The 18664-nt window shown below is 72.4% G+C and carries 19 protein-coding genes; 7 read left to right on the top strand and 12 right to left on the bottom strand.

The annotated features are described in order from the left end of the window. Positions 1-108: 108 nt before the first annotated feature. On the top strand, positions 109-1503 hold the full coding sequence (locus ACIBU0_RS12540) for a glycoside hydrolase family 43 protein (RefSeq protein WP_398815861.1): 1395 nt from the start codon (positions 109-111) through the stop codon (positions 1501-1503). A 72-nt stretch (positions 1504-1575) separates the two neighbouring features. Here the strand turns inward: ACIBU0_RS12540 and ACIBU0_RS12545 are convergent, their stop codons facing one another. Beyond that, positions 1576-2535 (bottom strand): ABC transporter substrate-binding protein, encoded by a 960-nt coding sequence (locus ACIBU0_RS12545; RefSeq protein ID WP_398815863.1) that lies wholly within the window; start codon positions 2533-2535, stop codon positions 1576-1578. Positions 2536-2846: 311 nt separating this feature from the next. Between ACIBU0_RS12545 and ACIBU0_RS12550 the strand changes: the two genes are divergently transcribed. The 4 genes from ACIBU0_RS12550 to ACIBU0_RS12565 are packed head-to-tail and all read left to right on the top strand — an operon-like array spanning position 2847 to position 7090. After that, the gene (locus tag ACIBU0_RS12550; RefSeq protein WP_398815866.1) at positions 2847-5618 is read left to right on the top strand and encodes an ATP-binding protein; all 2772 of its coding nucleotides are present in this window, start codon (positions 2847-2849) and stop codon (positions 5616-5618) included. Then, complete coding sequence (locus ACIBU0_RS12555) at positions 5615-6091, top strand: roadblock/LC7 domain-containing protein (RefSeq protein WP_398815868.1); 477 nt, start codon at positions 5615-5617, stop codon at positions 6089-6091. The genes ACIBU0_RS12550 and ACIBU0_RS12555 overlap by 4 nt, the downstream gene beginning before the upstream one ends. 14 nt (positions 6092-6105) lie before the next feature. Then, positions 6106-6528 (top strand): DUF742 domain-containing protein, encoded by a 423-nt coding sequence (locus ACIBU0_RS12560; protein ID WP_398815871.1) that lies wholly within the window; start codon positions 6106-6108, stop codon positions 6526-6528. Then, positions 6515-7090, top strand: a complete 576-nt coding sequence (locus ACIBU0_RS12565) for a GTP-binding protein (RefSeq protein WP_398815874.1) — start codon at positions 6515-6517, stop codon at positions 7088-7090. The genes ACIBU0_RS12560 and ACIBU0_RS12565 overlap by 14 nt, the downstream gene beginning before the upstream one ends. A gap of 109 nt (positions 7091-7199) precedes the next feature. Here ACIBU0_RS12565 and ACIBU0_RS12570 read toward each other — a convergent pair whose 3' ends face one another. The 8 genes from ACIBU0_RS12570 to ACIBU0_RS12605 form a co-directional block, all read right to left on the bottom strand. Then, positions 7200-7871: an ABC transporter permease gene (locus ACIBU0_RS12570; RefSeq protein ID WP_398815877.1), complete on the bottom strand. Its 672-nt coding sequence runs from the start codon at positions 7869-7871 to the stop codon at positions 7200-7202. Beyond that, complete coding sequence (locus ACIBU0_RS12575) at positions 7868-8581, bottom strand: ABC transporter permease (RefSeq protein WP_398815880.1); 714 nt, start codon at positions 8579-8581, stop codon at positions 7868-7870. The genes ACIBU0_RS12570 and ACIBU0_RS12575 overlap by 4 nt, the downstream gene beginning before the upstream one ends. Next, positions 8578-9717, bottom strand: a complete 1140-nt coding sequence (locus tag ACIBU0_RS12580; protein ID WP_398815883.1) for an ABC transporter ATP-binding protein — start codon at positions 9715-9717, stop codon at positions 8578-8580. The genes ACIBU0_RS12575 and ACIBU0_RS12580 overlap by 4 nt, the downstream gene beginning before the upstream one ends. A 122-nt stretch (positions 9718-9839) precedes the next feature. Continuing rightward, a complete protein-coding gene (locus tag ACIBU0_RS12585; RefSeq protein WP_398815886.1) occupies positions 9840-10244 on the bottom strand; it encodes a hypothetical protein in 405 nt (134 codons plus the stop codon). A gap of 15 nt (positions 10245-10259) precedes the next feature. Further along, a complete protein-coding gene (locus tag ACIBU0_RS12590) occupies positions 10260-10664 on the bottom strand; it encodes a hypothetical protein (protein WP_398815889.1) in 405 nt (134 codons plus the stop codon). Between the two features lie 521 nt (positions 10665-11185). Beyond that, positions 11186-11932, bottom strand: a complete 747-nt coding sequence (locus tag ACIBU0_RS12595; protein WP_398815892.1) for a methyltransferase domain-containing protein — start codon at positions 11930-11932, stop codon at positions 11186-11188. Beyond that, complete coding sequence (locus ACIBU0_RS12600) at positions 11929-12540, bottom strand: DUF2064 domain-containing protein (RefSeq protein ID WP_398815895.1); 612 nt, start codon at positions 12538-12540, stop codon at positions 11929-11931. The genes ACIBU0_RS12595 and ACIBU0_RS12600 overlap by 4 nt, the downstream gene beginning before the upstream one ends. Continuing rightward, positions 12537-13274: a glycosyltransferase family 2 protein gene (locus tag ACIBU0_RS12605; RefSeq protein ID WP_398815898.1), complete on the bottom strand. Its 738-nt coding sequence runs from the start codon at positions 13272-13274 to the stop codon at positions 12537-12539. Before ACIBU0_RS12605 ends, ACIBU0_RS12600 begins: the two co-directional genes overlap by 4 nt. A gap of 103 nt (positions 13275-13377) precedes the next feature. Between ACIBU0_RS12605 and ACIBU0_RS12610 the strand changes: the two genes are divergently transcribed. Next, entirely contained in the window at positions 13378-14100 is a 723-nt protein-coding gene (locus tag ACIBU0_RS12610; protein WP_398815901.1) for a response regulator transcription factor, read from the top strand. 5 nt (positions 14101-14105) lie between these two features. Then, the gene (locus ACIBU0_RS12615; protein WP_398816892.1) at positions 14106-15218 is read left to right on the top strand and encodes a sensor histidine kinase; all 1113 of its coding nucleotides are present in this window, start codon (positions 14106-14108) and stop codon (positions 15216-15218) included. Between the two features lie 35 nt (positions 15219-15253). Here ACIBU0_RS12615 and ACIBU0_RS12620 read toward each other — a convergent pair whose 3' ends face one another. The 3 genes from ACIBU0_RS12620 to ACIBU0_RS12630 all read right to left on the bottom strand — a co-directional run bounded on the left by ACIBU0_RS12620 (position 15254) and on the right by ACIBU0_RS12630 (position 18594). After that, positions 15254-16264 (bottom strand): NAD-dependent epimerase/dehydratase family protein, encoded by a 1011-nt coding sequence (locus ACIBU0_RS12620; protein ID WP_398815904.1) that lies wholly within the window; start codon positions 16262-16264, stop codon positions 15254-15256. Between the two features lie 180 nt (positions 16265-16444). After that, on the bottom strand, positions 16445-17908 hold the full coding sequence (locus ACIBU0_RS12625; protein ID WP_398815907.1) for an ATP-binding protein: 1464 nt from the start codon (positions 17906-17908) through the stop codon (positions 16445-16447). Beyond that, positions 17905-18594 carry a response regulator transcription factor gene (locus ACIBU0_RS12630; protein WP_398815909.1) on the bottom strand — a complete coding sequence of 230 codons (690 nt, stop codon included), beginning with the start codon at positions 18592-18594 and terminating at the stop codon, positions 17905-17907. Before ACIBU0_RS12630 ends, ACIBU0_RS12625 begins: the two co-directional genes overlap by 4 nt. Between the last annotated feature and the right edge of the window lie 70 nt (positions 18595-18664).

The following is an 18664-nucleotide window of genomic DNA, read 5'->3' on the forward strand; positions in this document are numbered from 1 at the left end:
GCCAAACGTGACAGGACGATTGACCGGTCGGCACCGCCTCCCTAGCTTCTGATCGATTCACCGAACCTTGTTCGACATTTCGACACCCGCGCCCCCCATGGAGAACACATGACCGATGCCGCCCACCTCTCCCGCCGCCGCTTCCTCGGCATGGCCGCGACCGTTCCCGTGGCCGCCACCGGTGCACTGGCCCTTGGCGCCGGGGCCGCTCACGCCGCCGATTCGGCGTACGTCATGTGCTACTTCACCGAGTCGACCAACCTGGGGGACGGCACCGACTACGGCCTCCACCTCGCGGTCAGCACGGACGGGCTGCGCTGGATGCCGCTGAACCAGAACAACCCGGTGGTCACCCCCACCGAGGGCGCGGGGGGCCTTCGCGACCCGTTCATCGTGCGCAAGCAGGACGGCACGTTCGTGGTGCTCGCCACCGACCTCAAGGGCACCGACTGGAACTACAACAGCCAGTACATCCACGTCTGGAACTCCACCGACCTGCGCACCTTCACCGGTTACCACCGGCTGAAGCTGCACGACATGGTCACCCACAGCTGGGCGCCGGAGGCCTTCTGGGACGCGGGCCGCGGCCAGTACGCGATCATCTACTCGTCGGTCAACTCAAGCGGCCACAACGTGATCATGGTGAACTACACCACCGACTTCGTCACGGTCTCGGCGCCGCAGGTCTTCTTCGACCCCGGGTACGACGCGATCGACGGCGACATGACGGTGGGCGTGAACGGCGTCAACTACCTCTACTTCAAGAACAACAGGAACGGGACGCTGCTGGGCGCGCGGTCCACCTCCCTCAACCCCGGCAGCTTCACGACCTTCACCTCGGGCCTCTCGCACGGCGGCACCGAGGCCCCGACCGTCGTCAAGTCCCTCACGTCCGGCACCTACTGGCTCTGGGGAGACACGTACACGCCCAACGGCGTCTTCTACGCCTGGCAGTCCACCGATCTGTCGTCGGGCACCTGGACCGCGCTCGACCAGCGGACGTACACCCAGCCGGTCAACTCCAAGCACTGCGGCATCACGACGATCACCACGACCCAGTACGACAACCTCGTCGCCAAGTGGGGTGCCCCCAGCTGGAACCGGCTGAAGTCGTACAACTACCCGGCCCGTTACGTCCGCCACGCCAATTACGTCGGCCGCATCGACGAGTACCCCATCGAGCCGTACAAGGACTCGCTGTGGAAGCTGGTGCCCGGGCTCGCCGACTCCTCCGGCGTCTCGTTCCAGTCGGTCAACTACCCGACCCGGTACCTGCGGCACTACAGCTATGCGCTGCGCCTCGACGCGAACGACGGCACGTCGGCGTTCGCCGCGGACGCGACCTTCTACCGGACGGCCGGGCTCGCCGACTCCTCGTGGTCCTCGTTCCGCTCGTACAACTTCCCGACCCGCTACATACGGCACGCGGACTACGCCCTGCGCATCGACCCGGTCTCCACGGCCGCCGAACGGCAGGACGCCACCTTCCAGGTCGGCTACTGAGCAGGCCCCGGCAGACGTACGGCGTGGTGGTGGCCGGTCCGCGCCGCCACCACCACGCCGCCGTACGGGACGTCAGACCAGACCGGCCGACTTCAGCCAGGCCTTGGCCACGTCGAGCGGGTCCTTGTTCTCCAGCTGGACCTGGTAGTCCAGGTCCAGGAGCGTCTTGGTGTCCAGCTTGGCCGAGACCGCGTTGAGCGCCGCGACGCCCTCCTGCGACAGACCGCTCTTGTAGACGAGCGGGGTCACGTTGGCGTACCCGAAGAGGTTCTTCGGGTCCTTGAGGACGACGAAGCCCTCCTTGGTGATGGTCGGGTCCGTGGTGAAGATGTCCGCCGCCTGCACGGTGTTCTTCGTCAGCGCCGCCTGGGTCAGCGGGCCGCCCGCGTCCAGCGCCTTGAAGGACTTGAACTTCAGGCCGTACTCGGACTCCAGGCCCTTCAGGCCCTGCTGGCGGGTCTGGAACTCGGGCGAGCCGCCGAACACCAGGTCCGGAGCGGCGTCCTTGAGGTCCTCGAGGCTGGACCCGGAGGTGAGCTTGTACTTCTTCGCCGTCTCGGCGTTGAGGCTGACGGAGTCCTTGTTCTCGGCCGGCGAGGACTCCAGCAGCGTCAGCTTCGGGTCCAGCTTGGACTTGGCCGCGGCGTTCACGGACTCGGCCGACTTCTGCTCCGCCTTGGAGTCGAGGTAGGCGAGCAGCGAGCCGTTGTACTCCGGCAGGACCGTGACGGAGCCGTTCTTCAGCAGGCCGTAGGTCGTCTCGCGGCTGCCGATGTTGGGCTTGTAGGTGACCTTGATGCCCTTGGCCTTCAGGGCCTCGCCGTAGATGTCCGCGAGCAGGATGCTCTCGGCGAAGTTGTTCGAGCCGACGACGACGGTGTCGCCGCTCGGCTTGTCGCCCCCGGCCAGGGGGTCGGACTGGTCGTCGGAGGAGGAACATCCCGCCAGCAGCGCCGCCGTGGCGGCGAGCGCGACGGCGGCCGCGCCGGGATGGTTCCTGAGGGACCTGCTGCGTGAGGCGGTGAAAGTCACGATTCCCGTTCCGGATTCGGCGAGTGGGGAGAAGCTGCGGAGCTCTCGGAGTTCCCAAAGCTCTCCACTGATCCAAACCAGCCACGTCTCGGTCAGTCAAGAGCAGCCCGGTCACGATTGGCCCCAGAAGAACCGGCAGTTGCGGGCCGACGGGAAGGCGGGACGGTTGAGGCCCGGGGCGTTGTAACGGAATATTGATGTTCAGTTTCGGTCATGACCAGCAAGAGACTGTAGTCTCCCCGCAATTGACCTGATCAACACCGGTCACGTGAACCCTTCGCGCGCCGAGTGACGCCACGAAGGAGGCACGTATGCGCGGGTTCGCCGTCCGCTGGCCCTTCCGGCGCAAACTCAACCTCCTCGTGGGCGTGCCGCTGACCGCGGTCGCCGTCCTCCTCGCCTACCTCATCGCCGACCAGACCGTGCAGTCGCGCAACGCGGCGGACGCCGCCCGGCTGGTCCGGGAGAGCGCCGAGGTCGCCACCCTCGTCGACCGGCTGGCGGCCGAACACCAGCAGGCCGTCCTGCTCTCCGTACGACACGAGGCCGCCGAGGGCGACGCGCCCTCGTCCGCCGCCTACCGCACCGCGCAGTCCCTGGTGAACGCCCAGGTCGAGCAGGTGCGCGAGGCCTTCGGGGACACGCTGCCGCAGAGCGAGGCGCAGGCGCTGCGCGGCGTCGAGGGCCTGAGCAGCCTGCGCGAGACCGTCGGGCAGGGGTATCTGCCGGCCGAGAGCATCGACCTGGCGTACACCCACACCGCCCAGGGGCTGATCGACGGCCTGGGACTGGACCACAACCCCGACCTCGCGACCACCTTCACCGGCAACCTGCTGGACTCGCTGCTGCGGGCGGGCGCCGCGCACAGCGCCTTCGAGACCGGCGTCTTCTCCGCGTCGACCGGTGACTCCAACGCGCTGATCGAACTCATCGGCGCGATCGGCTCCTACGACGAGTACATCCACCAGGCCGACCGGTTCGCCCGGTTCGCCACCGAGGCGCAGGCCGCCCAGCTCAACGGGATCAAGTACACCGCCGCGCAGAGCATCGTCAGCCGGCAGTTCGCCGAACTGCAGATCGACCCCGGAGCAGTGCAGGGCGACTCGCCCGCCGAGATCCGCGCATCGCTCGCGCAGGCGCTCGACTCCTACCCCGCCTACCGGGACCAGGCCGGAACCCGGCTCGCGATCACCACGTCGCTCATCGGCCAGATCGCCGACCGTGCGGACAAGGCCTCCGAGGAGGCGGCGTGGCGCGCGCTCCTGCTGCTGGGGTCCGCGCTGCTCGGCTTCGCCGTCTGGCTGGTCCTGGCCATGCTGGTCCGCCGCTCGGTGGTCCGCCCGGTGGTGGCCCTCACGGGTGCCGCACGGCAGGTCGCCGTGGTCGCCGAGCGGGAGCTGGCCCGGGTGGCCGACGACGACGCCGAGGACGACGGTCCGCCGCGGTTGCGCGCGATGCCGGTGACGGCGCGGGACGAGATCGGGGAACTCGCCGAGACGTTCAACCAGGTGCAGACCATGGCGGCCGCGCTGCTGGAACGGCAGGTGCTCAGCCGGCGCAACGTCGCGGAGATGTTCGGCAACGTGGGCCGCCGGGTCAGTAACCTGACGTCACGTCAACTCGCGCTGATCGACGCGGTCGAGCGGGGCGAGACCGACCCCGCACTCCTCGAACGCCTCTACTCCATCGACCACATCGCGGTCCGTCTGCGCCGCAACGCCGACAGCCTGATGCTGCTCGCCGGCATCCACGAGGCGGACCTCGACGCCGGTCCCACCTCGCTCACCAACCTCGTGCGCGCCTCACTGGGCCAGATCGAGGGCTATCAGCGGGTGGAGCTGCGTGCGCGGACCGAGGCGGTGGTGGAGCCGGAGGTCATCGGCGACCTGACACTGATGGTGGCCGAACTCCTGGAGAACGCGGTGTCGTTCTCGCCGGAGGGCAGCCCCGTCGAGGTGACGGTGGCGCACGGCGAGGACGGTGACGCGGTCGTCGTCGTCGCCGACCACGGCCTGGGCATGAGCCCCGAGCGCCTCGACGAGGAGAACGCCCGCCTGATCCGCCGCGAGCGACTGGATCTGGTCCCGACGAAGGTCCTGGGCCTGTTCGTGGTCGGCACCCTGGCCCGCCGCTGGGAGATCGCGGTCACCCTGTCCCGCACCCCGGGCGGCGGTGTCACGGCCGAGGTGACGGTGCCGTCGTCGCTGCTGGTGACGGGGAGCACGACGGGGGCGACGCCCACGGCGGCGCTGGCGGCGGTCGCCGACCGTGGCGGGGCCGGGGCGAACGATGCCGCGCGGCCGGAGAGCACCGGCAACTCCGGCGCGATGGTGTCGTCGATGTCCGGCGGCGTGCAGCGGGGGTCGGTCGGTGGGACGGAAGCGGGTGCGGTCGCTGGGACGGAGGCGGACGACGGCTCCCGCGCCGTTTCACCCGCCGGCTTGCCGCCCGGTGCCACAGCCCCCTCTGCCTCCGTCTCCGGCCCCCGCTCGTCGGCCGTCGCGCCCGACCCCGTACGGGCGGAGACCGACGGACCGCAGCCGCTCCCCCGCCGGGTCTCGCGGCGGCGGGTCGGCGCGGGAGACGCCGGGACCGCCGCCGGCGCCGCGGCACCCGCCGACCACGAAGCCCAGGCCGACGGCCATGCTCTGGCCGACGACCGCGCCCGGGCCGACCGGCCCGAATCCTCGCCGCGCGCCCGGGCCGACGGGCACTCCTTTGCTGCCGCGCCGCGCACCGGCGTCGGTGCCGAGGCGGCGCCGGAAGGTCACCCGGCCTCCGGCGAAACCCGCGTCGGCGGCCGCTCCCTGCGGCGCCGCGTCCGGGGGGCGACCCTCCGTACGAATGCCGACGCCTCTGCCTCGCAAGCGGCGCCGCGGCAGGGCGTACGCATCGTCGACGCCGAGGCCGTGCGGGCCGCGATCGAGGAGTTCGAGGCCGCCGTGGAACGCGCGCACCGCGACAGCCGGCCCGGCAGCGACACCGGCAACAGCAACAGCACCGGAGAGCACTCCGGTCCGGCCACACCCCCGACCCCCCTTGCGCAAGACCAGAACGACCCCCCGGAAGGAGCGGAGCAGTGAGCACGTCGACAGGTGGCACCCCGGCGGAAGGCGCCACGCCGGCCGAACTGCAGGCCGCCGCAGCGGACTTCACCTGGCTGCTGAAGCGCTTCGCGACCGAGACCGCCGGCGTCGTGGACGCCATCGCCGTCTCGTCCGACGGACTGCTCATCGCCGTCTCCGACGTGCGGGAGCACGCCGACTCCGAGCGGCTCGCCGCGATCGTCTCGGGCATCACCAGCCTGGCCGCCGGTGCCTCCGGCAACTACGGTCTCGGCGGCCTCAACAAGGTCATCATCGACCTGGAGGGCGGCCACGTCCTCGTCTCCGCGATCGGCAGCGGCGCCGTACTCGGCGTGGTCACCGACAAGGAGGCCAAGCTGGGCAACATCGCCTACGAGATGACCGTGTTCGCCAACCGCGTCGGCGCCGCCCTCAGCCCGCAGCTCGTGCTGGAGCTGAAGAACAGCGTCGGCGCCGCGTCGGGCAGCTGAGGACGGACAGGGCCATGGCGGACGGCTCCCCATCCCCGGGCTCCGACGCGGAACCCGTTGATCCCGCCTCCGCCGTACGGCCGTTCCTGGTGACCTCCGGCCGGGTGGCACCCAGCCCGTCCGACCGGACGATGCCGCTGGAGACCCAGGTGGTGGCCACCGCCGAGGGGCTCGGCGCGCTCGACCGGCTCGCCTTCGAACAGCACGACATCGTCGCCGTCTGCCGGCTGCCGCAGTCCCTCGCGGAGATCGCGGCCCGGCTGCGGCTGCACCTCAACGTGGTGCGCGTCCTCGCCGAGGACCTGCGCGCCGCCGGGCAGTTGACGGTGCACGTGCCCGACTCCGGCGTCGTCCACGACGCATCCGTCCTGCGCAGGGTCATCGACGGCCTGCGCGCCATCCCCGACGCACGAGGGGCACGCAGTGACACCGACTGAACCGGCCACCGTACGACCGCCGCTGCCGGTGAAGATGGTGATCTCGGGCGGCTTCGGCGTGGGCAAGACCACGACCGTGGGCTCGATCTCCGAGATCGAGCCGCTGACCACCGAGGCCGCCATCACGGAGGTCGCGGCGGGTGTGGACGACCTCACGCACACCCCGCGCAAGACCACGACGACCGTGGCCATGGACTTCGGCTGCATCACCATCGACCCCACCCTGAAGCTGTACCTGTTCGGCACGCCCGGTCAGGAGCGGTTCGGGTTCATGTGGGACGACATCGTCGAGGGCGCGGTCGGCGGCCTCGTCATCGTCGACACCCGCCGCCTCGACGACTGCTACGCCGCCGTCGACTACTTCGAGCACAAGGGCATCCCGTTCGCGGTCGCCGTCAACGCCTTCGACGGCAAGGTCGAGCACAGCCTGGAGGACGTGCGCTGGGCGCTCGACGTCACGGACGGGGTGCCGGTGGTGGTCTTCGACGCGCGGGAACGGGGTTCTGTGCGGGACGCTCTGCTGGTCGTGCTGGAGCTTGCGCTGGCGCGCACCGGAGGGTGACGCCTGTACGCCTGATAGCTCGGGGGCAGTGGAGCGTCGGCGGGTGCGGGTCGTCCGTGGCTTGTCGCGCCCACGCGGCGGAGCCGCACATCGATACAGCCCCGCGCCCCTAAAGGGCGCGACTGCGCACCCCCCGCGAAACGGCCAGCCGCCCTACCGCCCAGAACACCCCGAGCGTCACCAGCGCCAGTCCTGCGACCAGGGTGGCGCCTCCCACCACCTTCTCGTAGTCGCGCTGGTAGAGACCGTCGACGATGTATCTGCCGAGCCCGCCCAGGGCGACGTACGCCGCGATCGTGGCCGTCGACACGATCTGGATGGCAGCCGAGCGCAGGCCGCTGAGGATCAAGGGGAGCGCCGCGGGGAGTTCGACCTGGAAGAGCACTCCGGGCTCGCTCATGCCCATCCCCCGCGCGGCGTCCACCGGAGCCGGATCGACGGAACGCATCGCCTCGTACGTCGTCACCAGGATCGGCGGGACGGCGAGCACGACCAGCGGGGTCATCACGTTCACCATGCCGAAGCCGACCAGCAGGGTCATCAGCACCAGCAGGCCGAAGGTGGGCAGGGCCCGCCCGGCCACGGCGATCAGGGCGAGGGCGTTGCCGCCGCGTCCGTAGTGACCGGTGATCAGGCCGACCGGCAGGGCGATGACGGCGGCGATGGCGAGCGCCTGCAGGGTGTACTGGATGTGCTCCCCCAGGCGCGTGGGGATGCCGTCGTAGCCCTGCCAGTGGGAGCTGTCGCTGAAGAACGCGTTGATGAAGCTGAGCAGGTTCATTTGGCTGCGTCCTCCAGAGCGAGCGCGGCCGGGTCGGGCCGGTCGGCCTTCGGTGTCGTGCGCGCCCGGCGCGGCATCCACGGCGTGAGCAGCATGCGGACGACGACCAGCAGGAAGTCGGCGAGCATGGCGAGGGCGGCGATGGAGAGCACCGCGTTCACCGCGAGTTCCGGCCGGTTGTAGATGTTGGCGTCGGTGATCAGGTTGCCGAGGGCGCCCTGGTTGCCGATGAGGGCGCCGACGCTGACCAGGCTGATGCTGGACACCGTGGCGACCCGCAGTCCGGCGATGATCGCGGGCACCGCGATGGGCAACTGCACCTGGACGTAACGGCGTACCGGCCCGAAGCCCATGGCCGTCGCGGCGGCCAGGGTCTCCTGCGGAACCGAGCGGACGGCGTCCACGACCGCCGGGACGAGGATGACGAGGCTGTAGCCGGTGAGCGGGATCATCACCGTGAGCTCGGTCTGCCCGGTGTAGTCGATGAGGAGGACGAAGAAGGCCAGCGAGGGGACGGCGTAGAGCACGGTCGTCACCCACAGCACCGGCGGGTACAGCCAGCGGAAGCGCACGCACAGCTGGGCCAGCGGCAGCGAGATCACCAGTCCGGCCAGCACCGGCAGCAGCGCTTCGCGCAGATGCAGCCCGACCAGGCCGAGCCAGCTGTTCTGGAGGTCGCTGGGGATGTCGAAGAAGCGGTCCCAGTTCATCCGGCGACCCTCTCGGCCTCACCGGGCCGGCTTCCCTCGGCGTGGGCACCGCGGATCGCCTCGGCGATGGTCTGCTGGGAGACCACGCCGGTCACCCGTCCACCGGCGTCCACGGCGACGGCCCACCCGGTGGGCGAGAGCACGGCGCAGTCCAGGGCGGCGCGCAGCGAGTCGGTGCCGGGGACGAAGGGCCGCCCGTACGGGAGGAGTTCCGCCGGCTCGACGTCCCCGGCGGTCAGGTCCTGCGGCTCGCTCCAGCCGAGCGGCCTGCCGTCCGGGTCCGTGACGAGCAGGTACGGGGCCTCGCTGGTGTCGTGCGCGGCGATCTGCTCGGCGGTGGCGTCGATCGCGACGACCGGCGTGGTCAGCAGCGCGAGGCCGGCGGCGGGGAAGAAGGACAGCCGCCGGATGCCGCGGTCGGCGCCGAGGAAGTCCTCCACGAACGCGTCGGCCGGGTGGGACAGCAGCTCGGCGGGCGGGGCGAACTGGGCGAGCTTGCCGCCGGTGCGCATCACGGCGACCATCGTGCCGAGCTTGACGGCCTCGTCGATGTCGTGGGTGACGAAGACGATGGTCTTGCCCAACTCGTCCTGGATTCGGAGGAGTTCGTCCTGCAGCCCCTTGCGTACGACGGGGTCGACGGCCGAGAACGGCTCGTCCATCAACAGCACGGGCGGGTCCGCGGCGAGCGCCCGCGCCACACCGACGCGCTGCTGCTGACCGCCGGACAGCTGGTAGGGATACCGCTTGGCGAGGGTCCCGTCGAGGCCGACCCGCTCCATCAGCTCCCGCGCCCGGGTGCGGGACTTCTCCCTGCCCCAGCCGAGCAGGCGGGGCACGGTGGCGATGTTGTCGAGGATCGTGCGGTGCTGGAAGAGTCCGGCGTTCTGGATGACGTACCCCATGGACCGGCGCAGGGTGTTGACCGGCTGCTGCTGGACGTCCGCGCCGTCGAGGAGGATGGTGCCCTCGCTGGGCTCGACCATCCGGTTGATCATCCGCAGAGTGGTCGTCTTGCCGCAGCCCGAGGGCCCGACGAGAACGGTGATCGAGCGGTCGGGTATCTCCAGCGACAGCCGGTCGACCGCCACCGTGCCGTCCGGGTACCGCTTGGTGACTGAATCTATCCGTATCAAAACGCCGAATACCCTTCGGGGTTGGCAGAGGTTGCCCGCTTTCGGCCGCGGTGTGCGCCGGCCGCTGCGGGTCGAGTCTAGACGCCCTGTGTTGCGGAAATTCGAACCGCCGGGCAGGCCCTTCAGCCACCACCGAGACACGCCCGGCGGTCCACGACCAGCGTGTGCCAGCGGGCCCGGGTGGCTGCCTCCCCGTCGATCCACCGGGCCCGCGACGGCCGGTCGGCGTTCAGCCGGTGCCGGTCGTCCAGGACCGCGTGGTGAAAGGCGAGGGCCAGTTCCAGGGTCAGCCGGGCGGCCGTGATGCCGGAGACCTCGGCCTCGGTGCGCAGGACGCGTGCGTGGTCCTCCGGTGCGGTTCCCCTGGTGCCCGCGTCGCGCACAGGGGCGGCGATGCGGGTGGTCAGGCCGGTGGCCCGCAGGTCGAGGCCGGTGAGCAGCTGCTGGGAGGCCGAGTTCGTCCTGGGCGACGGCCGGGTCGTGAAGGCCAGCACGAAGGCCCGCTGCGCCTGGGCGGCGCGGGGCATGTCCCCCTGCACCCATCACACGTCGCCCAGGACGCAGTGGTGGCGTCCGGCCCAGCCCAGCGTGCCCGCGGTGCGCAGCGCCATGGGGAAGTCGCCGGCGAGGCGGGCGAGGTGGGCGAGTCCCCGGCGGGGTGCCGGGGCGAGCCGTCCACCGCCGTCGGCCACGAGCTGCGTGCCGTGCCGCGGGTCCTCCGAACGGCCCAGGTCGCGCTGCGCCTTGGCCCGGTAGTACACGGTCATGTCCCGCAGCTCCGAAGGCAACAGCCCCGAGTCGACGACCGCCCCGAGCCGGGCGACCGTGCGTTCGCGGTGCTCGTGCTGGCGGCGCGCGAGCGCGCTCAGGGTTTCCACGAGGGCGTCGGCCGCCGTGCGCAGCGCCGGCCGGGCGTCACGACTCGGCGGGGCGAGCGGCTCCCACACGCTGTCACCGACGTAACTCCAGGCCGCCTGGGCGAGCCGGCCCAGGTCGAGGCGGAAGTCGTGCGCCAGGCGCAGCCCTTGCCGCAGACAGGTGACGAGCAGGTCGCGGTCCCCCTCGGGCGCGGTCGTCGGCCGTACGGAGGGTGGAGCGAATCACCCCGTGCAGGTGATACGGCCATACGGCGTGCGCATCCGACCGGACGAACGGACGCTCGACGAGGCGCAGTGCGGCCGCCTCGTACGTCATCCCCGCGGCCCGGGCGGCCAGGGGCACGTCGAAGTGGTCGAGGAGGGAGACGGAGCGCAGCACATGCCGCTCGTCGGGGGTGAGGTCGATGAGCGTGCGGCCGATGAGGACCCCGGGAAGTCGACGTCGAAGTCGGCCGGCCCGGGTTCGCGTCCCGTGCACCGGATCGCCAGGAACCGCCGGACGGCAAGGTCGAGGCGGAGGGGCAGGCCGCGTGAGCGCATGGTGATCACCGCTCGGATCTCAGGTCCGATGACGGGACGGCCGTCCCGCGTCAGTCGCCCGGCCAGGTAGTCGTCGCAGTCCTCGGCCGAGAAGTCCCCGCGTTCCTTGCGATCCGGCGCAGCGCGGCGAAGGAACGGCCGCCCGCCCGCCACTGGTCGACGGCACGCCAGCCGGCGCGTTCCGCATGCCGGAGCAGGGCGGGGGTGCCGAGGCGGGCCCAGGGGAAGAGGGTGCCGGCGGTGCCGCGGGCGTCGGTGACATGGACCTGGATCCGCTCGTCCAGGTCCAGATCCGGCACGGTCTCGGCCATCAAGAGGCCGCGTGGGGTGAGGAGTTGGGCCATGCGGTCGAGCAGGGCCCGTGGGTCGCCGCCGATGCCGATGTTGCCGTCGACGAGGAGGGCGGTGCCCCAGCGGCCCTCGCCGGGCAGCGGGTCGAAGACGGAGCGGTGCAGCGCCGGTCCGCCGAGCCGTGCGGCGTGCGCGACGGCGGCCTCGCTGACGTCGATGCCGAGCACTCGCCGACCCTGCCGGCCCAACGCCGCCACCAGCCTCCCGGGCCCGCACCCGACGTCCAGCACCGCGCCCTCGCAGCGCCGCAGCACCTCCAGGTCCGCCGCGTCGGCGTCCGCGCACCAGCGCTCCACGTCCAGCGGCAGCAGCCAGCCGTCCGTGCGGCGCAGGAAGAGGGGGCCCCGGCCGGTGCTCAGGGCGCGCGCGTAGGGGTCGGCGGACCAGGGGTGGTCCTCGGTCGCGTCCCTTCTCCCGGACTGTGCGGGGATCCTGACGGTGCTCATCGGCCGGCCGCCGGGATCAGGCGCGCCAGCGTCGTCGCGAAGTGTCCGCCCGGTGCCGCCTGGGCGACGAGGTCGGCGTCGTCCGCCGTGTCGACGTCCCGCAGGTTCGGCAGCTGACGCACCCGCAGGTCCGCGAGCCGCTCCCGCTGTACGGCGCCGGTGTGCGGCGTCGACATCGGTACGCCGCGCAACCGTGCCGGGTCCGGTTCGGCGAGGCCCAGCGCCCAGAAGCCGCCGTCCTCGGCGGGGCCGAAGTACGCGTCGCAGCCCGCCCAGTCCACGGTCAGCAACTCGGGCGTCACCTGCGGGGTGTCCATGCCGACGAGCAGTGCCGGGCCGTCGCAGCCCGCGAAGGCGGCGGCCAGCCGTTCGTCGAGGCCGCCCGCGCACTGCGCCACGACCTCGAAGCCGGGCGGCAGCCAGGGGCCGGGCGCCCCGTCCAGCACCAGCACCCGGCGCCGCGCGGGCGTCCGCGCCACGGCCTCCAACGTGTCCGCGAGGGACGCCTCCGCGAGCGCGGCCGCCTCCTCGGGCGTGAAGGGCGGCGTCAGCCTGGTCTTCACCCGGCCCGGCCGGGGCTCCTTGGCGATGACGAGGAGCGTGGTCAAGAGGGGGCCCCTTCCCGGACGTCGGGGCCGGCCGGTGTCTCGGCCAGCACCTGGCTCATGTCCCGTACCGCGTGCCAGGTCCCGCGCCACGTCCCCGTCACCTTCGAGGCACCCGTGCGCGGGCGGTACGGCACGTCGTACTCGGCGATCCGCCAGCCCGCGTCGGCGGCGCGCACGACCATCTGGAGGGGGTAGCCGCTGCGCCGGTCCGTCAGGCCGAGGGCGAGCAGGGGCTCGCGGCGGGCGGCGCGCAGGGGACCCAGGTCGTGCAGGCGCAGGCCGGTCCGGCGGCGCAGGAGCCGGGCGAGGGCGAGGTTGGCCGCCCGGGCGTGCGGCGGCCAGGCTCCGCGCCGCTGCGGGCGACGGCGGCCCAGGACCAGGTCGGCCTCGTCGGCCACGAGGCGCCGTACGAAGGGCACCAGGTCGCCGGGGTCGAGTGAGGCGTCGCAGTCGCAGAAGCACACGATGTCCGCCGTGGCCGCGGTCAGGCCCGCGTGGCAGGCGGCGCCGAAGCCGCGCCGCGGCTCCCGTACGACGGTCGCGCCGAGGGCGTCCGCGATGTCCGCCGAACCGTCCGTGGAGCCGTTGTCCACGACGAGCGCGCGCCAGCCGGGCGGGATGCGCTCCAGGACCCGGGGCAGCGCCTCGGCCTCGTCGAGACAGGGCAGCACGACGTCCACGGACGCCGCGTGAGGTTCACTCGCTCGTGGTGATGAGGTCGTCACGGCTTTCACCCTACGAGCGCGAAACGGGCATATCGGATTACGGCTTCTTACGAAACCAGGACGTCGCAGCCGGACGGCGCCACGCGCGCGCGTGGGGTGCGACGCTGGCTGCATGGAGCATGAGCAGCCGAACGCGCAGGCCGGGGCCCGCGTCCTCGTCGTCGACGACGATCCCACCGTCGCCGAGATCGTCACCGGATACCTCGACCGCGCCGGATACGTCGTGGACCGCGCCGGTGACGGCCCCGACGCCCTCGCCCTGGCCGCCGCGCACTGGCCGGACCTCGTCGTCCTGGACCTGATGCTGCCCGGGATGGACGGGCTGGAGGTGTGCCGGCGGATGCGGGGCCACGGGCCGGTGCCGGTCATCATGCTCACCGCGCGCGGCGACGAGGACGACCGCATCCTCGGCCTGGAGGTCGGCGCCGACGACTACGTCACCAAGCCCTTCAGCCCCCGCGAACTCGTCCTGCGGGTCGAGTCGGTGCTGCGCCGCACCCGCCCGGCCCAGGCGGCGGGCACACTCCGCGCGGCCGGGCTCTCGGTCGATCCGGCGGCCCGCCGCGCCGTGAAGAACGGCGGCGAACTCTCCCTCACCATCCGCGAGTTCGACCTCCTCGCCTTCTTCCTGCGCCACCCCGGCCGGGTCTACAGCCGCGAGGACCTGATGCGCGAGGTGTGGGGCTGGGACTTCGGGGACCTGTCGACCGTCACCGTCCATGTCCGCCGGCTGCGCGGCAAGGTGGAGGACGATCCGGCGCGCCCGCGGCTGATCCAGACGGTCTGGGGCGTCGGCTACCGCTTCGACGCCACCGGCTCCGGCACCGAGGGGTGATGACCGTGCGCGACACCCTCCTCATCGCCCTCTTCGCCTTCCTCGGCGCCGCGGCCGCCGGCGTGCTCGGCGCCTGCGTGCTCATGGTCATCCGGCGCCGCTCCCTCATCGCGCACCTCGCCGTGGTCGCGGGCGTCGGCATCGGCGCGATGCTCGCGGGCACGCTCGCCGTGGCGCAGGCGATGTTCCTGTCCGGTCACGACCTGACCGTCGTCACGACCGTCGTCGCCATGGCCGCCGTCGTCTCCCTGGCCACCGCGCTGCTGCTCGGCCGCTGGGTCGCCGCCCGCAGCCACGCCCTCGCGCTCGCCGCCCGCTCCTTCGGCGACCGCGGGGACTTCACCTCGCCCGACGGGCCCGCCACGGCCGAACTCGCCGCGCTGAGCCGCGAGTTGGAGGCGACCAGCGCCCGGCTCGCCGAGTCCCGGGAGCGCGAGCGCGCCCTGGAGTCCTCGCGGCGCGAACTCGTCGCCTGGATCTCCCACGATCTGCGCACCCCGCTGGCCGGCCTGCGCGCGATGGCGGAGGCCCTGGAAGACGGGGTCGCCGCCGATCCCGACCGCTACCTCAAGCAGATCCGGATGGAGGTCGAGCGCCTCAACGGCATGGTGGGCGACCTCTTCGAGCTGTCCCGCATCCACGCGGGGACGCTGGCGCTGAGCCCGAGCCGCATCTCCCTGTACGACCTCGTCGGCGACGCGCTCGCGGGCGCCGACCCGCTGGCACGCCGGCACGGTGTACGGCTGGTCGGCGACCGGGTCGAACCCGTTCCCGTGGAGGTGGACGGCAAGGAGATGAGCCGGGTGCTGGGCAATCTGCTGGTGAACGCGATTCGCCGCACGCCCGCCGACGGCACCGTCGCCATCGCCGCCGAGCGCTCGCCCGAAGGCGTCGTCCTGTCCGTCACGGACGGCTGCGGCGGCATCCCCGAGGAGGACCTGCCGCGCGTCTTCGACACCGGCTGGCGCGGCTCGCACGCCCGGACGCCGCCTGCGGGCGCGGGGCTCGGTCTCGCCATCGTGCGCGGCATCGTGGAGGCGCACGACGGGCGGGCCACGGTACGGAACGTCCCCGGCGGCTGCCGCTTCGAGGTGGTGCTGCCCGCCGCCGCTTCCTGAAGGCGGGCAGCACCACCGGTCCATGGCACTGGAGGCTACGCCCCTCGCATGCCGGCTTCGGCGAACTCGCGCATCCCGTCCGCGAACCCCATCTCGGCCTGCCATCCCAGCTCCGCCCGCAGCCGTGACGAGTCCGCCGTGATGTGGCGTACGTCGCCCAGCCGGTACTCGCCGGTCACGACCGGCTCGGGGCCGCCGTACGCCTCGGCGAGCGCGTGGGCCATCTCGCCGACCGTGTGCGGGGCGCCGCTGCCGGTGTTGTACGCCGTGAGGGCGCCCTCCGGCAGAGCCGACGAAGTCGCCTCCAGCGCGGCCACGTTCGCGGCGGCCACGTCCCGCACATGGACGAAGTCCCGGCGCTGGCGGCCGTCCTCGAAGACGCGCGGTGCCTCGCCGCGGGCCAGGGCCGAGCGGAAGAAGGAGGCGACGCCGGCGTAGGGGGTGTCACGGGGCATGCCCGGCCCGTACACGTTGTGGTAGCGCAGCGACACCGCCGTGCCGCCCGTCGCGCGGGCCCATGCCGCCGCGAGGTGTTCCTGGGCGAGCTTGGTCGTCGCGTACACGTTGCGCGGGTCGACCGGGGCGTCCTCCCCGACCAGGCCGGGGACGAGAGCGGCGCCGCACACCGGGCAGGGCGGCTCGAACCGGCCCGCGTCCAGGTCGGCGACGGCACGGGGGCCCGGCCGTACGACGCCGTGCCGGGCGCACTCGTACCGTCCCTCCCCGTACACCACCATCGACCCCGCCAGCACCAGCCGCCGTACGCCCGCGTCGGCCATGGCGGTGAGCAGCACGGCCGTGCCGAGGTCGTTGCGGGAGACGTACTCCGGCGCGGCGGAGAAGCCGACGCCGAGGCCGACCATCGCGGCCTGGTGGCACACGGCGTCGACGCCGGTCAGGGCGTGGTGGAGGGAGTAGGGGTTGCGCACGTCCGACTCGGGGGCGGTGCGGACGTCGTACACGACGGGCTCGTGCCCGCGTGCCGCGAGCGCCTCGACGACATGGGATCCGATGAACCCGGCTCCGCCGGTGACCAGTACGCGCATGAGCTCACGCTAGGGCCGGCAGGGGTGCCGGGGCTTCTCCGCGCGGGTCTCGTCACGGGTCCGTAAGTGTTTCGCCCCCGCCGCCCCTACCCATTCCCATCCTGAAGGGGCTCCGCCCCTTCCACCCCGCCAGGGGGCTCCGCCCCCTGGACCCCCGTCGGCCCTGAACGGGCCTCGTCCTCAAACGCCGGACGGGCCGGCATTGCCGACCGGCGTCAGTGGGATCGTCACCGTGAACACCGTCGCCCCGGGTCCGCTGCTCACCTCGATCCGGCCGCCATGGGCCCGTACCAGCGACTGTGCCACCGCCAGGCCCAGACCGCTTCCGCCCCGGTCGCGGCTGCGGGCCTTGTCGACGCGGTAGAAGCGGTCGAAGACGCGTTCCCGGTCGGCGGGTGGGATGCCGGGGCCGGCGTCGGCGATCCGGACCTGGGCGGCGCCGTTGGTCAGGGACAGCGTCACGGACACCGGCGTGCCGGGCGGGGTGTGCACGGCGGCGTTGGTGAGGAGGTTGTCCAGGACCTGGCGGATGCGGTGGGGGTCCAGGCGGAGTGTGAGGGTGGCGGGGCCGGGGGCGACCGTCAGGGGGTGGTCGGCGTGGGTGGCCCGGAAGGCGTCGACGGCCTGCTCGACCAGTTCCACCAGGTCCGCCTCCTGCGGCCGCAGCGGCGTCTGGACCTCCGCGGCGTCCAGGCGGGCGAGCAGCAGCAGGTCGTCGAGGAGAAAGCCCATCCGGGCGGCCTCGGCGCGCAGGCGCGCCAGGTGCTTTTCGCGTTCCTCGGGGGCGTTGGCGGCCGCGTACTGGAAGAGGTCGGCATAGCCCCGTACCGACATCAGGGGGGTGCGCAGCTCGTGCGAGGCGTCCGCCACGAAGCGGCGCAGGCGCTGTTCCGCCTCCGCGCGCACGGCGAGGGAGTCGTCGATGTGTTCCAGCATCGTGTTGAACGCGGTGCGCAGTTCCTCGACCTCGGGCCCGCCGCCGCGCCGGTCGTGGCGCACGGGCAGCCGCGCCGAGTCCGTGAGGTCGTGCGAGGTGATGCCGCGGGCGGTGTGCGCCATGTCGCTCAGCGGCTGCAGGCCACGCCGCAACATGGCCCGCCCGAACACCACGAGCGCCAGCAGCGCGAGGACGAAGGTGACCACCTGGACGACGATCAGCCGGCCGACGGTGTCCTCGATGTCCTCCATGGGCGCCGCGCTGACCAGGACCACGCCGGGCTCGACCTCGCAGGCGCGCAGCCGGTACTCGCCCTTGCCGCGGAGGTGCTCGGTGCGCAGCACCTCCGTGTTCGCGGTGGTCTGCGCCTGGGCCACGGCGGTGAAGTCGTCGACGTCGTCCGGCAGGTCCGCCGGGTCCTCGGGCCTGCGGAGCACGGCCGCGCCGTCCGACACGTCGTACACGGCGTAGAACCAGCTGTAGTACTTCTTCCCCGAGAGCGTGCCGTAGTCCGCGAGGCTCCTGGACTGGGCGATCTGGGCCTGGGCCAGCTGTGTGTCGAGCTGGGAGGACAGATAGTCCCGCATGTACGTCGTCAGGGCCGTGCCGACGACGGCGAACACGACCAGCGCCAGCCCGCCCAGCCCCAGCGCGAGCCTGGTGCCCAGCCGGAGGCTGCCGTACGTCCGCCGCAGCCGCCCGATCACTCGGCGGCCTGCCGGATCACGTACCCGAAGCCGCGCACCGTGTGGATCAGCGGCGCGCCGGTGTCGTCGAGCTTGCGGCGCAGCCTGCTGACGACGAGCTCGACGACGTTCGAGCGGCCGCCGAAGCCGTACTCCCAGACATGGTCGAGGATCTGCGCCTTGGTGAGCACGGTCGGCGACTTGCGCATCAGATAGCGCAGCACCTCGTACTCGGTCGGTGTGAGGGTGAGCAGCTTCTCGCCGCGGCGCACCTCTCGGGTGTCCTCGTCCATGATCAGGTCGCCCACCCGCAGCACCGAGCGCTGGAAGCCGGGCCCGGCACTGCGGCGCAGCACGGTCCGCAGCCGGGCCATGAGCTCCTCCACCGCGAACGGCTTGACCAGGTAGTCGTCGCCGCCCCGGGTCAGCCCGGCCACCCGGTCGGCGACCCCGTCGCGGGCGGTGAGGAACACCACGGGCACCATCGTCCCGGCGCCGCGCAGCCGGTCCAGGACGCCGAAACCGTCCACGTCCGGCAGCATCAGGTCCAGGACCACGATGTCCGGGTGGAACTCGGCGGCCAGCCGCAGCGCCTCCTCGCCGGAGTTCGCGGTGACCGCCTCCCAGCCCTCGTAGCGGGCGACGGTCGCGACGAGGTCGGCGATGGGCGGGTCGTCGTCCACGACCAGAAGACGTACTTTCTCCACCCGCTCATAGTGCGGCACCCGGCGCCGGTCCCCCGGGGCGGGTGGGGTCCCGGGGCCACATCGATAAACA

The organism is Streptomyces sp. NPDC049627 (assembly GCF_044465645.1).
Taxonomy (GTDB): Bacteria; Actinomycetota; Actinomycetes; order Streptomycetales; family Streptomycetaceae; genus Streptomyces.

Coding starts and splice junctions, on each gene's coding strand:
- ACIBU0_RS12540 (WP_398815861.1), top strand. CDS start 109: ATGACCGATGCCGCCCACCTCTCCCGCCGCCGCTTCCTCGGCATGGCC.
- ACIBU0_RS12550 (WP_398815866.1), top strand. CDS start 2,847: ATGCGCGGGTTCGCCGTCCGCTGGCCCTTCCGGCGCAAACTCAACCTC.
- ACIBU0_RS12560 (WP_398815871.1), top strand. CDS start 6,106: ATGGCGGACGGCTCCCCATCCCCGGGCTCCGACGCGGAACCCGTTGAT.
- ACIBU0_RS12570 (WP_398815877.1), bottom strand. CDS start 7,871: ATGAACCTGCTCAGCTTCATCAACGCGTTCTTCAGCGACAGCTCCCAC.
- ACIBU0_RS12575 (WP_398815880.1), bottom strand. CDS start 8,581: ATGAACTGGGACCGCTTCTTCGACATCCCCAGCGACCTCCAGAACAGC.
- ACIBU0_RS12585 (WP_398815886.1), bottom strand. CDS start 10,244: ATGCCCCGCGCCGCCCAGGCGCAGCGGGCCTTCGTGCTGGCCTTCACG.
- ACIBU0_RS12595 (WP_398815892.1), bottom strand. CDS start 11,932: ATGAGCACCGTCAGGATCCCCGCACAGTCCGGGAGAAGGGACGCGACC.
- ACIBU0_RS12610 (WP_398815901.1), top strand. CDS start 13,378: ATGGAGCATGAGCAGCCGAACGCGCAGGCCGGGGCCCGCGTCCTCGTC.
- ACIBU0_RS12620 (WP_398815904.1), bottom strand. CDS start 16,264: ATGCGCGTACTGGTCACCGGCGGAGCCGGGTTCATCGGATCCCATGTC.